Below are 13,677 nucleotides of genomic sequence, written 5' to 3' on the forward strand. Positions count from 1 at the left end.
CCCCGGGCCCCGGCCTCCACGCGGCCGGCCCCCGCGGCCTCGGGGTTCGCCCCGCCGGGCGCCCCCACCGGGGGCCCGGGGGGCCCGCGGGGGGGGGCCCCCCCGGGCCCCCCCCGGGGGCCCCCCCGCGGTCGTACGTCAGGCCCCCGCGGTCGTACGTCACGCGTCAGGCGTCAGCCGTACGAGATGTTGGCGCAGGGGTCGTCGTCCGCCGAGCGGGCCGCGCCGGCGACGCTGCTGGGCAGCGGAGCGGGGGCGCCGGCCGGGGCGGAACCGGCGGCGGGGGCCGACGGGTTGGCGGCGGCGAAGTCGTGGCCGAGGAGCACGCTGACGCCCTTGGCCGTGCCGCCCGGCTGGACGGTGGCGCCCGGGAACAGCTTGGCGACGGACTCGGCGGCGCTCTTCTCGCCGGTGCCGTACTCGACGACGGTGGTCGCCCGGGCCTTGCCGGGGGAGTTGCCCACGCTCGCGACGGTGTAGCCGGCGGCCTTGAGGGCGTCCGAGGCCTTGCCGCCCAGGCCCGTGGCGCTGGTGGCGTTGAGGACGGTGACCTTCACCTCGGCGGCCTTCGGGTCCGCCGGGGCGGCCGGGGGCGGGCTGGTCTGGGCGGGGGCGGTGGGCGCGGCCGTGTCCCCGGCCGGGGCGGGGGCGCTCGCGTCCTGGCCGTCGATGGTGCGGTCCGCCTTGAGCGCGGCCCACAGCTGGTCGATGTCCGGGTGGACGAGGGCGACCCGGGGGCCCTCGTAACGCCAGGGCGCGGTGAGGAACTTGATGTCGTGCAGGTCGACGTCCTTGACCGACATGGCGAAGGACATCAGCTTGGCGGCGGAGCCCAGGCCCGGGTCGACGGTCAGGGACTTGGTGGCGGCGTCGGCCAGCGGCAGCAGGGTCGTCGGGTCCATGCCGCGCGACTTGACCTCCTTGATGAGGGAGGACATGAAGGCCTGCTGGCGCTTGGTGCGGCCGATGTCGGAGCCGTCGCCTATGCCGTGGCGCACCCGGACGTAGTCGAGCGCGGCCTGCCCCTCGACCTTCTGCTTTCCCTTGCTGAAGAGCACCTTGCCCTTCCTGCCCAGGTTCGGGTTGAGGTCGCCCTCGTGGATGTCGCTCGGCAGGCAGACCTCGACGCCGCCGACGGCCTTGGTCATCGAGGCGAAGCCGTTGAAGTCCACGACGATGGTGTGGTCGACGCGCAGGTTGGTCAGCTTCTCGACGGCGTTCTGGCTGCAGGCCGGGTTGCCCGTCTCGGTGTCGCCGACCGAGAAGGCGCTGTTGAACATCACATTGGTCTGCTCCTTGGTCCACTTGCCGTTGGGGAGCTTGCACGGCGGGATGGTGACCAGGGAGTCGCGGGGGATCGAGATGCCGACGGCGTGCTTGTGGTCGGCGTAGACGTGCAGCAGGATCGCGGTGTCCGAGCGGGCGCCGCCGTCACCGCCGCCGCCGAGGTCGTTGTTGCCGTTGCCGCGGCTGTCCGAGCCGATCAGCAGGACGTTCACCGGGGTGCGGCCCTGGGCGTCCGGGGCGGAGGCCTCGGGGCGGTCCTTGCTGAGGGCGTCGCCGTCGAAGGTGGTGATGTTGCTGTTGAGGCGGTAGTAGACCGCACCGCCGGCCATCACGAGGACGGCGGTGGCGCCGGCGGTGACCCAGAGGACCTTCTCCTTGGTGCTGCGCTTCGGCCTGGGCTTGGCGCGGCCGGTCCCCTTGTCCGCTTTGCGACGGTCCGCCCGGTGTCCGCCGGGCTCGCTCGGCGAATTCTCGGGTGCGGGGGAACCCCGGCGACCAGACACGTCGTCATCCTCCACAGTTGCCACGGAACCCCCGGCCCGAGCGGTGGGGCCGACGTGGTGGGGCCGGAGCCGAGCCTGGCAGGCCCATCGCTAAACTTTTACATGGGTGTAAAACTTCAGTGGAGCATACTAGGCGCAGATGAGAAAACCACTTGGACGGATGATCAGCCGAGGTGATCGGCCGGTCCGTCAGGTGGCCTCGGAGACGCCGCTCCGGACTCGTACGAGGAGCACGATGACTCACCGGATCGCACGTTCGACAGCCGGCGCCCTGGTGGCACTGCTGGCCGCCACCGGCCTCATGGCCGTGGCGTCGAGCGCGACGGCGGTGGCCGCCACCCGGCCCGCGGCAGTCGCGGGCGCCGTCGCCGGGAACAGCGGCGAGGCGCGGACGGGTCAGGCCCTCCAGGCGGGCGAGACCGTGAAGGCCGGCCGGAGCGAGAGCGCCGCCGCCTCGCACCTCGCGGCCAAGGAGAAGAAGAAGTCCGGGTTCTTCGCCAAGCTCGGCAAGTTCCTGCTCGTGGTGGTCATCCTCTTCATCCTGCTGGTCATCCTGCTGATCTGGGGGATCGTCCGCCTCGCGAAGCGGATCTTCGGCCGCCGCTGAGGCCTGAGGACCGAGGCCTGAGGAGGCCTGAGGGCTGGGGTTGGGGGCTGGGGCCGCCCTCGGCGCCGTTCAGGCCCGGGGCGTGGCCCGGGCGGCCAGCAGGGCGATGTCGTCCTCGGGCTCGCCGACGGCCAGACCCTGGAGGACGGCGTCGAGGAGCCCGTCCAGGTCGCCCGCTCCGGGCAGGCGCAGGGCGGCGAGCCGGTCCAGCGAGGTGTCGATGTCCTCGCCCCGGCGCTCGACCAGGCCGTCCGTGTAGAGGAGCAGCGTCTGCCCGTCGACCAGCGGGTGGGTGCTCTGCTCGTACCCGCACAGGCCGGTGCCCAGCGGCGGGCCGGTGGGGATGCGCAGCAGCTCGGTGGGGTGGTCGGGCGCGATCAGGGCGGGCGGCAGGTGGCCCGCGCTGGAGAGGGTCCAGCGGCCCCGGCCCGGGTCGGCGAGGGCCAGCAGGCAGGTCGCCGGGCGGGCGGTGTCGTCGGCGGAGATGACGTTGTCGAGCTGGCGCAGGATGCGGTGCGGGGGCAGGTCCATCCCGGCGATGTCGCGCAGCGCCGAGCGGTAGTGGCTCATGTCGACGGCGGCCTCGACCCCGTGCCCCATCACGTCGCCCATCGCGAGCAGGGTCCGCCCGAAGGGCAGCCGCACCGTCTCGTACCAGTCGCCGCCGACCACGGAGCTGCTGCCGGAGGGCAGGTAGCGGGAGGCGAGGGTGAGGTTCTGGTGCGGGTTGCCGGGCTCGCTGAGCAGGGCCCGCTGGAGTTCGAGGGCGATGCCCTGGGAGCGGGCGTAGTGGCGGGCGTGGTCGATGCCGGTGGCGGCGCGGCCCGCGAAGGCGCCGAACAGGGCGGCGTCCCCGGGGGTGTAGGCGGGGGAGGCGGCGGTGCGGCCGAGGGTGAGCAGGCCGACGAGCCGGCCCCGGGCGGCGAGCGGCAGCACGAGCAGGGAGTCCGCCCCGGCGGGCAGGGCGTCCAGCGGGCCGGGGGTGGCGATCACGGCGACGCCGGTGGCCAGGGCGCGGTCGGCGGCCGAGCCCTCGCGGTGGCGGACGACCTCCCAGGGGTGCTCCAGGGAGGGGCCGGTGGCGACGGCGGCGCGGTGCAGACGCCTCGGAGTGCCCCGGCCGGGGCGGGCGGGCTCGGCCTCGGGCGGCAGGACGTCGACCACGGCGAGGTCGGCGGGGCCGTCCACGGCGAAGGCGGCGAGTTCGGCGCAGGTGGTCGCGAGGTCGACGGTGGTGCCGATCCGGTCGTCGGCGGCCTCCAGCAGTGCGAGCCGGGCCTCGGCTCCGGTCGGTGCCGGTGCCGGGGTTCGGGGTGCTTCGTCGAGGACGGCGACGACCAGGCCTGCGGTGCGCCCGGCCCGGCGCAGCGCCCGGTAGCGCAGCCGCAGGCCCGGCGGGACGGGCGGGCCCGCGCCCTCGGCGCCGCCCGCGTGGTGCTCGCGGTCCCGGCCGTCCTCCAGCACGCGGCGCAGCAGGGGCGCGGCCCCGGCGAAGGCGGTGGTCTCCGCGCGGCGGCCGAGCAGGTCGGCGCGGCGCAGCCCGGTGGCGGCGGTGAAGGCCGGGTTGAGGTACTGCCAGCGCAGCCGGTCGTCCAGCAGGGCGAGGCCCACGGGGGCGTCGGCCAGGAGGTCCAGGAGGAAGTCCGGGTTCCCGTTCCGGTCACCCTCCGTGGCCGAACCGAGGGAGGCCGCGAGGGCGGCGGCCGTCTCCGCGAGGGAGCGGGGGCCTGGTGACGCGGAGCGTCTTCTGCGGTGCCGGAACTGCATGGGTCAATGATCACGCGCCCGGGCGCGGCACGCCCGCAGGAGGGTGAAAGCTTGACTGCGCGGAGGCGGTGTTGTAACACTCCGCGTCCGCACCGCTCGGGTACGGGCATCCGGCGTCGGAGCGCGGATGATCACCGGTCATACTGGGCGGCGATCCGTCCGCGCCCGCACGACCGTTCCCCGGACGACCGCCCGCCGGACGGTTGTTCGCCGCACCACCGCCTGCCGCACCACCGCCCGCCGTCCGCCCAGACCCGGAGGAACCGATGACCCGCCACCCGCAGCCGGGGGCCCCGGTGGTGCCGTGGAACCGGCAGCGGCTGCGCAGCAACAACGAGTGGCTGCTGCTGGAGCTGCTGCGCACCGGCGGCGGCTCCTCCCGGGCGCAGCTGGCGCGGGACACGGGGCTGTCGAAGCCGACGGTCTCCGCCGCGCTGGCGGCGCTGGAGCGGGCCGGGCTGGTGCGCGAGGCCGGGCTGGTCGCGCCGGAGCGGGGCCGTACGGCCGTGCTGTACGAGGTCGAACCGGGCGCCGGGCACGTGCTCGGCGTGGACATCGGCCGGGCCCGGCTGCGGGTGGCGGTCGCGGACCTGTCCGGTGAGGTGGTCGCCCGGCGGTCCGTCGCCAACCGGGGCCGCTCGGCCGTCGCCGTCGCGGACGCGGTGGTCGCCGCCGCGCGGGAGGCGATGGAGGAGGCGGGCCTGGCGGCCGGGAACGTGGTGCACGCGGTCATCGGGACCCCCGGGGTGTGGGACGGCGAGCGGCGCGGGGTCCGGTACGCCACCAGCCTGCCGGGGTGGGGGCGGCCGGGGCTGTTCGACCGGATCGGGGAGGGCCTGGGCACGGAGGTGTCGGTGGCCAACGACGCCAACCTGGCGGCGCTGGGCGAGTACGCCCTCGGCGCGGGCCGGGGCAGCCGGATGTTCGCCTACCTGCTCGTCGGCACCGGGCTGGGCGTGGGCGTGGTCAAGGACGGTGAGCCGCTGCTCGGTGCGCACGGCGCGCTCGGCGAGATCGGGCTGGTGCCGCTGCCCGGCGCCGGTGCGGGGGAGCCCCGGACGATCGAGCAGGAGGCGGCCGCCGGGGCCGTGGTGCGGTCCGCGCTGGAGCACGGGATGGAGGGCTCCGCCGGGCGGCTCACGGCGAAGCGGGTCTTCGAGCGGGCCCGCGCCGGGGACGCGGCGGCGGTGCGGGCGGTGCGGGGCGAGGCCGAGCGGCTGGCCTACGCGGTGGCCGTGCTCTCGGCGGTGCTCGACCCGGACCTGGTGGTGCTCGGCGGGGGCCTGGGCGCCAGCGCGGACCTGCTCCTGGAACCCCTGGAGCAGGCCCTGCACCGGCTCACCCCGATGCGTCCGGCGCTCGCCGCGAGCCTCTTGGGGGAGGACGCGGTGCTCCTCGGCGCGGTCGCCACTGCACTGGAGACCGCCCGGCCGGAGGTGTTCGAGCGTCGGACGTCGGGGCTCGGGTAGGCCTGGTCAGCCGGTGGCGAGGGTCAGGCCGTAGGTGCTCAGGATCGCGTTGACGGGCTGGAAGTACGTCTCGCCTCCCGAGGAGCAGTCGCCGGAGCCGCCCGAGGTCACGCCCTGGGCCTGGTTGCCGGAGATGAACGACCCGCCGGAGTCGCCCGGTTCGGCGCACACGTTGGTGCGGGTGAGGCCGTAGACGCTGCCCTCCGCGTAGTTGACCGTGGCGTTGAGCTCCTCGACGGTGCCGCAGTGCCAGCCGGTGGTCGAGCCGGAGCGGCAGACCGAGCCGCCGACCGACTGCTCGGAGGAGCCGGAGACCGTCACGACGCCGCCCGCGTAGTCGTTCACCTGCGGCTGGGCCGTCCAGCCCTGGTTGGCCGCGACCCAGGAGTAGTCGTTGCCGGGGAAGGTCGAGCCCTGGAAGGTGCCGATCGAGGAGCCGCCCGCGTCGGTGGCGTTGGAGCCGGGCTGGCCGCAGTGGCCGGCGCTGACGAAGCCGGGTTGGCCGTTCTGCGTGACGGGGAAGCCGATCGAGCAGCGGGCGGCGTTGTCGATGTAGTACGCGTCGCCGCCGCGCAGGTCGGCCAGCGGGCGCGGGGTGGCGGTGGCCCGCTCGACGCGGACCAGCGAGCGGTCCACGCCGGACTCCTGGAGGAAGGCCTCGGTGCGGGCGTCGTCGGAGGACTGCACCACGACCGTGTTGGCCTTGACGTCGACGTACCAGAGCGGCGTGGCCTCGGGCGCGGAGGCGTCGGAGGACCGGTCGAGCGCCTTCTTGGCGTCGTCGAGCGCGGAGAGGGCGTGGCGCACGACGCTGGCCCGGCCGCCGTGGGCGGTGACGGCCCGGGCGGCGGAGGCGTCGGTGGTCGCCACGACCAGCGTCGCGTCCGGGCCCTCCAGCCAGGCGCCGGCCCAACTGCCCTGCAGCGTACGGGAGAGCGCGTCCCGCACCTGGGAGGCCCTGGCCTCACGGGTCAGGCGCTGGTCGGCGGCCTGCGGCGAGAGGCCGAGGTCGCGCTGGTAGGCCCGCAGCAGTGCCGGCGGCGCCGGGACGTGGGCGGGGGAGAGGGTCAGGGCGGCGGCGATGGACGGTTCGTCAGCACCGGTGGGGGCCGGGGCGCTGACGGCCGGAGCCGCGGTCAGCACGACGCCCGCGAGGGCGGCGGCGACCGTGAGCGCACGGATGCGGAGCATGGGGGATCTCCTCGCTCGGGGTGGGGGTTGCCGGAACCGTAGCCAGCCCGGTGCGACGCTCGGAACATGTCGAAACGCCCCGCGCTCGCGCGCTATACCCCTCGGCGCCGAAGGTCTCGGTCCGTCGACTACCGCTCGTGTCAGGAGATGTGACGGATCATCAGTGCCGACCCGTGCGGGACGGTGCCCGCGCGGGTCGGCGCGTTCGTCCGAGCGCCCGCGCTCAGGCGGGCACGCCCGCGAGGTGCGGCTGTCCGGCCTCCCGATGGCGTTGCGCCCAGCGGACGGCCAGGGGGGCGGCCAGGCCCGTGAGGGCGAACAGCGCGCCCACGACGTACCAGCCGGGGCGACCCCAGCTGATGCACAGCGAGATGAGCAGGGCGGGCCCGACGGCTTCGGACAGTCCGGCGCCGAGGCCGAAGACGCCGAGGTACTGGCCGGTGGCGTGCGGGGGAGCGAGGGCGAAGGAGATCTCGAAGCCCGCTGCGGAGTGCCACAGTTCACCGACGGTGTGGACGGCGACTCCCGCCAGGATGAGCGTCACGGCGGCCCAGGCCGGGATGCCCCCGGACAGCGAGACCAGCACGCAGGCGAGGAGGAAGGCGAAACCGGCACGGCGGTAGGCGGCGGCGCCGGCCGCGGGGCTGTCGATGGAGCGGCTGGCCCGGACCTGACAGGTGACGACGATGGAGGTGTTGAGGATCATGGCGCCCGAGATGAGCCAGTGGGGGGTGGTCGTCTCGGCGACCAGCCACAGGGGCACGGCGATGGTGAGCACCCTGAACTGGATGGCCATGATGCCGTCCAGGACGGTGAGCGCGAGGTAGGGGCGGTCCCTCAGGGCGATCCAGCGAGGGCCGCCGACATGCGGTTCGGGCGTGACGGGCCGCAGACCGAGCAGGATGGCCGCGGAGGCCGCGAACGCCACGGCGTTGCCGACCACCATGAGTTGGTACGCGCCGACGGTGCCGACCTGGACGGTCCAGCCGGCCAGTACGGCCCCCAGGGAGATGCCGATGTTGGTCACGGCACGCAGGTAGGCGCGGAATTCCTGCGGCCGTTCGCCTCCGTGGTGTCGGATGAGCGGGCTGCGCGCGGCCACACCGGCGCTCTTCGCCCCGGTGGCCGCGCAGACTGCGACCACGAAGGGCCAGAAGCCGTCCGCGAACAGGAAGCCGGTCGTCGCGAGCGCCTGGACGACGAGCGTCGTGAGGTACACGCCCCGTGCCCCGTGCCTGTCCGCGAGGTGGCCCACCGCGATGCCGACGGCGAGGGCGGCGGCCCCGGCGATGCCGAGGCCGAGACCGACCTGGGCAGCCGGTAGGTGGACGGCCTCGGTGAAGTAGAGCACGCCGGCGGTCAGGTAGAGGCCGCTGCCGAGGGTGTAGACGAAGTTCGAGGCGGCAAGGATTCGTTGCGGTCCGGTAGCCGGTAACAGGTGGGGCAAGGTGAGCTCCGCATCCCGGGCAGTTGTAGGGACTGCTTGTGCTTTGTGCATATTACAAGCAAGAGCCAGCCATGTGCAGGAGAGGAGCGGAAACGCACCTAGCCGCACAACGTCCGGCCGATGAGGCAGAAGTTCAGGCCGATCACCAGGGCCGTGATGACGAAGGCCGCCGCCGTGGTCGCGGGCCGGTTCGCCAGCGGGCCCATCAGCGTCCGGTCGCGGGTCAGCAGGATCAGCGGGACGAGGGCGAACGGGATGCCGAAGGAGAGCACGGCCTGCGACCACACCAGGGCCGTGGTGGCATCCGTGCCGGAGAACAGGATGATCATGCTCGGTAGCAGTGTGATCGCGCGGCGCGCGGCGAGGGGCAGGGAGCGGTCGAGGAAGCCCGACATGATCACTTGGCCGGCGTAGGTGCCGACGGACGACGACGCGAATCCGGAGGCCAGCAGGGCGATCGCGAAGGCGAGCGCCGCGCCCGGGCCGAGCGTGTCGGCCAGGCCGGCGTGCATGTCGTCGATGCTCAGCACAGGGCGGTCCGACGGGTGGAAGAGCCGGGCGGCGACGATGAGCATGGCGGCGTTGGCCAGGCCCGCCAGGCCCAGGGCCACGAGGACGTCCCGTCGCACCGTCTTCATGAGCCCCGGGCGCCCGAGGTCCGGCAGATCCTCGCCCAGGGCTCTGCTGCGCGCACCGGTGAGGTCGGAGTGCAGGTAGATGACGTGTGGCATGACGGTCGCTCCGAGGATTCCGGCGGCCAGCAGCACGCTCCGGGACCCGGAGAACGCGGGTACGGTGCCGCCGGTGATCCCCTTCACGTCGACACCGGCCAGCACGGTCTCCAGGAGGAATCCCGCGATGATCACGGCGAGCAGTCCGGCCGTCACGATCTCGAAGCGGCGGTAACCGCGCGATTCGAGGCCCAGCAGGGCGAAGGCGACGGCGCCGGTGAGGAGTCCGCCGAGCGGCAGGGGCAGCCCGAACAGCAGGTCGAGGGCGACCGCGCCGCCCACCACCTCGGCGAGGTCGGTGGCGATGGCGACCCCCTCGGCCTGCAGCCAGAGGAGGAGCACGACCGGGCGGGGATAGCGGCGGCGGCACAGGGTGGGCAGGCCCTGCCCCGTGGCCAGGCCGAGCTTGGCGGACAGCGTCTGCACGGGAACGGCCATGGCGTTGGCCGCGATCACGACCCACAGGAGCAGGTACCCGAACTGGGAGCCCGCTGCGGAGTTGGTGGCGACGTTCCCCGGATCCACGTAGGCGATGGCCGCCACGAACGCCGGCCCGTACATCTGGATCCGCCGCGGGGCCGGTTGTCGGGGAGGTGCGATGGCTGACGTCACAGGTGGTTCACCCCAAGGAGTGGTGGAAGCCGGAAGGCGTGGTGCCGCGCCCTCCCCTTCCCGCGTCGTCGGTTCCCGAGAACCCGGCCGGCGGTCTCCCGCGGCGGGGGCGACGAAGGTGGGGAAACGACGGAGGCCGAGGACGAACGCGCGGTCGCCCGGGCGGGTTCCGGGCCCGCTACGTGGCCCGGGCCACGACGACGGGCTGGTAGTAGCTGCTCCGGTGCCCGGGTGCCACGCCTTGAGGATCCTGGTGGTCCGGGAGGAACCACCGGATGTCGCCGAAACCCGTGGCGGTCAGGGCGGCGTCGAACTCGGCCCGGGTCAGGGCCCGGTAGTCGGTGGTGCGCACCGAGGTGTCCCACCCTTCCTGGTTCTGCCTCTTGAGCAGCAGGATGTGGTGCGTTGTCAGGGTCCGGCGGTCATCGGCCCAGTCCCAGGCCTGGACGACGATGCTGCGCTCGTCCCCGCTGCCGAACGCCTCCGGGACCAGCCCCTGGACGTTCTCGCCCGCGAGCTGGTCGTAGTCGCGGATGGTCGCCAGGAAGACGCCTCCGGGGCGCAGGCGGCGGTGTACCGAGGTCAGCGCCTGCCTCAGGTCGTCGTCGGTGAGCAGGTGCGTCAGCGAGTTGCTGCCCGAGATGGCGGCGTCGTAGTCACGGCTCCCGTGGTCGGCGACACGACGCACGTCACCGGTGACGAACTCGACGTCCAGCCCACGGGCCGCGGCCTCGCGGCGGGCGCGCTGGACAGCACGCTCGCTGAGGTCCGACCCGGTCACCCGGTAGCCCTTCGCGGCCAGCGGCAGTGCCTGCGTGCCGATGCCGCAGGTCACGTCCAGGATCTCGGCGGGGGGCTTGACGCCCTCGGCGGCCAGCAACTCGGCGAGGACTTCGGTGTAGTCGGTGGCGAAGGCCCACCAGTCGTCGTACATGCGGTGGTAGTTCTCGGCCAGGCCGTCGTAGAACGCCCCGTTCGGGTCGTGGTGCGACATCGTGCTCCTCCGTGGGGTTCCGGTTCGCTTGCGGGGGACGGGGCGCCCGGCGCGCGACGTCGAACGGACGCAGCGCGCCGGGCACCGTGCGACGGGCCGGGTGTCAGCGCTCGACGTGGTTGCTGAGTTCGAGCAGGTTCCCGTCCGGGTCGCGGACGTACACGCTGTTGATCGGGCCCAGAACGCCCACCCGCTCCACGGGCCCGGACTCGATCACCGCGTTCTGCGTCTCCAGGTGCGCGACGACCTCCTCGATGGGGTCCGACACGATGAAGCACAGGTGCTCGGTGCCCGGTCCGGGACGCGCGGCGTGCGGAGCGATCTCCTTGCCGACCTCGTGCAGGTTGATCTTGGTGTTGCCGAACCGGAGGGCCTTGCGGTCGTTGACGAGCATGCTGAACGTGACGACCTCCATGCCGAGGACTCGGCTGTAGAAGTCCAGGGTGGCGTCGATGTCGTTGACGGTCAGGACGGTGTGGTCGAGCCGTTCGTACTTCATGGGAACCTCCTGTAGGGGAACGGGGTGCTGCCGGGGGGTCAGCCGCCCGCGTGCCGGGCACGGACCGGCGTGACGCCGACGAACCGGGCGATGTCGTGGAGATCGGCGAGCACGGAGTCCAGGACCGGAACGCCGTGGGTACGGCGCGCACCGCTGAGCCGGCGGCGCCGGTCACCGGGAACGCGGACGGGTGTGTCACGGTCGACCGGGGCGGCCCCCCTGACCTCGCGGGCCAGCCGGTCGACGTCGGCGCGGATGGTGTCGGAGCCCCCGAGGGCCTCCAGGCTGAGGCAGAACACGAAGTGGCCGAGCCCGCCTTCGCCGTCCTGATAGGTGTGACGGCTCCACCGCGCGCCGGCCAGCGGCCCGCACAGGAGCTCGACGAACAGGGAGAGCGCCGACCCCTTGTGCCCGCCGTGGCCCTGGTCGCCGCCGCCGAGGGGCAGCAGCGCGTACCCCTTCCGGTGGATCAGGCCCTCCACGGTCGCGGGGATGTCCGTGGTGGCGGAGCCGTCCGGCCCCAGGGCCCAGCCGGGCCGCATCGGTTCGCCGAGGCGGTCCAACTGCTCCAGCTTGCCCCGGGAGACCGTGCTGGTGGCACCGTCGAAGCACAGGACGTCGTCCTCGGCGGGCACGGCGTAGCAGAACGGGTTGGTCCCGAACATGGGCTCGTTGGTGCCCATCGGGGCCACCTGGGGGACGGCGTTGGTGGAGACCATGGCGAACGTGCCCGCCCGGGCCGCCCGTTCGGCGAACCAGCCGGCGATGCCCATGTGGTTGGAACGACGGACCATGACCGCCGAGGTGCCGAACCGGCGGGCACGGTCGACGGCCAGGTCGACGGCCGTGCACAGGGCCGGCTGCCCCAGACCGTTGCGCGCGTCCAGGACGCACACACTGCCCCGGTCGGACACGATCTCCGCCTCCCCGTGCCGGTTGATGGCCCCGCTGCGGAGCCCCTCGACGTAGCGGCGCAGCCGGGCGACCCCGTGGCTCTCGACCCCGCCCAGGTCGGCGGCGACGAGCACCTCGGCGGTCACCGCCGCCTCACCGTGGGACGCGCCCGCCGCGCACAGCGCGTCCACGGCGAACCGCGTCAGTTCGTCGGCGTCGACGAGCCGGTGCCGTTCCTGGCGGCTCTCCACGGACTCCATGGCGGACCTCCTGTCCGATCGGGTGGAAGACGGGTGACGGAATGCGGCGTGGCGGGCATGTCAGCCGGCCACCGGCCCGGTCTCGATCGTGACGGCCCGGCGGATCCGTGCCTCCTCGGCGTCGATGTCGCCGTCGATCGGCACGTCGAAGATCGCGGTGACCGCCCGGTTCGAGGACTCGGTGAGACGCTCCAGCACGAAGCCGCGCGGCTTGATCACGAACAGCTCGTGCACCGTGGCCGGGGCGTTGGCCTCGGCGGCGGTCAGCTCCGGCCAGATTCCCGTGGTGTCCGCCAGCCACCGGGGCGTGATCCCTCCGAGCCCCTGTGTCTCGACGTCGCGCAGGACCCCGGGTGTGTGCTCGAAGTAGACCTGTCGGCCGCGGCGCCGGAACACGGCCGGGTACTCGGTGGGTCGCCCCAGGGCGATGTCGATGAGAACCGGCTCGACGGGCCTGCCGGTCGCGAGGTGGTACAGGTGCAGGCAGCCGTCGCCCGGGGCGCGCGCCGCGATCTCCATCAGGAGCACCCGCCCGTCGTCGGTGATGCGGTACTCCGCGTGCGCGTAGCCGTTCTCGAACCCGAGGCGGTCCACGACGGCCAGTTGGGCCTCGGTGATCAGCGCGGTCTCGTGCTCGCTCAGGTTCGCGGGCGGCGTGGTGTGCACCAGTTCCACGAAGAACTCGGTCGAGTCCTCGTTGGTGCCCTTCTGCGTGAGCAGGGTGACGATCGGCTTCCCGTCGCCCACCAGCGTGTCGACGTTGAACTCGCGTCCCCGGACCCGCTCCTCGACCAGCAGACGGCTGCCCGGCGCCTGGGCGGCAAGCGCGTCGGCCAGGGCCGAACCGTTCTCGAGGACCCGCACCCCGATGCTGGACTCGCGGTCCAGCGGTTTGATCGCCACCGGGAACGGGCCCGTGTACTCGGAGGCCAGCTCCTGGGCCTCCGAGCGGTTCGCCACCCCGCCCGCGGGGACGGTGACCAGGACCGACACGGGGCTCCACGCGCTCAGGTAGCGGCGTTGCAGGAGCTTGTTGCGGCACACCGTCGAGGCCCGCCAGCCCGGGTTCGGCAGGCCGAGCATGTCGGCGACGACCTGGCCGGCGTCCACGTAGACCTCGGCGTTGACGAGAACGCCCCGCACGTCGTACCGCCCGGCCCAACGCGACGCCTGGTCGGCGATGCCGCTGATGTCCGTGGCGTCGCGCAGGCTGACCTCGGCGAGATCGGCGAACGGGTGACCGGGCGTGCCGAGGAGCTCGATGCCCTTCTGCACCATGGCCGAGCCCTGCTTCTGGGAGACGGCCAGAACCGCGAAGCCGCGCTCGCGCAACTCGGTCAGGGACGGGCCGATCTTGGAAAGGTCGCTGAAGATGATGAACGCCGGCTGCTGTGCGCCTGCACCCACGGGAATGCA

At 73.5% G+C, this 13,677-nt stretch carries 11 protein-coding genes; 2 read left to right on the plus strand and 9 right to left on the minus strand.

Annotated features, from left to right (window positions below):
* Window positions 1-173: 173 nt before the first annotated feature.
* On the minus strand, window positions 174-1,790 hold the full coding sequence (locus ACIRRS_RS34605) for an LCP family protein (protein WP_402979708.1): 1,617 nt from the start codon (window positions 1,788-1,790) through the stop codon (window positions 174-176).
* A gap of 235 nt (window positions 1,791-2,025) precedes the next feature.
* Here ACIRRS_RS34605 and ACIRRS_RS34610 point away from each other — a divergent pair, with 235 nt between their 5' ends.
* Window positions 2,026-2,397, plus strand: a complete 372-nt coding sequence (locus tag ACIRRS_RS34610) for a hypothetical protein (protein WP_402979710.1) — start codon at window positions 2,026-2,028, stop codon at window positions 2,395-2,397.
* A gap of 69 nt (window positions 2,398-2,466) precedes the next feature.
* Here the strand turns inward: ACIRRS_RS34610 and ACIRRS_RS34615 are convergent, their stop codons facing one another.
* Complete coding sequence (locus tag ACIRRS_RS34615) at window positions 2,467-4,164, minus strand: SpoIIE family protein phosphatase (RefSeq protein ID WP_402979713.1); 1,698 nt, start codon at window positions 4,162-4,164, stop codon at window positions 2,467-2,469.
* A 266-nt stretch (window positions 4,165-4,430) separates the two neighbouring features.
* On the opposite strand from ACIRRS_RS34615, the gene ACIRRS_RS34620 reads away from it, so the two are divergent.
* The gene (locus tag ACIRRS_RS34620) at window positions 4,431-5,633 is read left to right on the plus strand and encodes an ROK family protein (protein WP_402979716.1); all 1,203 of its coding nucleotides are present in this window, start codon (window positions 4,431-4,433) and stop codon (window positions 5,631-5,633) included.
* Between the two features lie 6 nt (window positions 5,634-5,639).
* On the opposite strand, the gene ACIRRS_RS34625 is transcribed toward ACIRRS_RS34620, so the two are convergent.
* The 7 genes from ACIRRS_RS34625 to ACIRRS_RS34655 all read right to left on the minus strand — a co-directional run bounded on the left by ACIRRS_RS34625 (window position 5,640) and on the right by ACIRRS_RS34655 (window position 13,668).
* Window positions 5,640-6,824, minus strand: a complete 1,185-nt coding sequence (locus ACIRRS_RS34625) for a S1 family peptidase (protein WP_402979719.1) — start codon at window positions 6,822-6,824, stop codon at window positions 5,640-5,642.
* A 223-nt stretch (window positions 6,825-7,047) separates the two neighbouring features.
* Window positions 7,048-8,271 (minus strand): MFS transporter, encoded by a 1,224-nt coding sequence (locus ACIRRS_RS34630; RefSeq protein WP_402979722.1) that lies wholly within the window; start codon window positions 8,269-8,271, stop codon window positions 7,048-7,050.
* 98 nt (window positions 8,272-8,369) lie between these two features.
* Window positions 8,370-9,614, minus strand: a complete 1,245-nt coding sequence (locus tag ACIRRS_RS34635; protein ID WP_402979724.1) for an Nramp family divalent metal transporter — start codon at window positions 9,612-9,614, stop codon at window positions 8,370-8,372.
* Window positions 9,615-9,792: 178 nt separating this feature from the next.
* Window positions 9,793-10,608, minus strand: coding sequence for a class I SAM-dependent methyltransferase (locus ACIRRS_RS34640; protein ID WP_402979726.1), 816 nt, complete (start codon window positions 10,606-10,608; stop codon window positions 9,793-9,795).
* Window positions 10,609-10,711: 103 nt separating this feature from the next.
* The gene (locus ACIRRS_RS34645) at window positions 10,712-11,107 is read right to left on the minus strand and encodes a VOC family protein (protein WP_402979728.1); all 396 of its coding nucleotides are present in this window, start codon (window positions 11,105-11,107) and stop codon (window positions 10,712-10,714) included.
* Window positions 11,108-11,145: 38 nt separating this feature from the next.
* Window positions 11,146-12,261: an Ldh family oxidoreductase gene (locus ACIRRS_RS34650; protein WP_402979730.1), complete on the minus strand. Its 1,116-nt coding sequence runs from the start codon at window positions 12,259-12,261 to the stop codon at window positions 11,146-11,148.
* 60 nt (window positions 12,262-12,321) lie between these two features.
* Window positions 12,322-13,668 carry an acetyl-CoA carboxylase biotin carboxylase subunit family protein gene (locus ACIRRS_RS34655; protein ID WP_402979733.1) on the minus strand — a complete coding sequence of 449 codons (1,347 nt, stop codon included), beginning with the start codon at window positions 13,666-13,668 and terminating at the stop codon, window positions 12,322-12,324.
* Between the last annotated feature and the right edge of the window lie 9 nt (window positions 13,669-13,677).

Origin of the sequence: Kitasatospora sp. NPDC101183, from assembly GCF_044767945.1 — a bacterium.
Lineage (GTDB): Bacteria > Actinomycetota > Actinomycetes > Streptomycetales > Streptomycetaceae > Kitasatospora.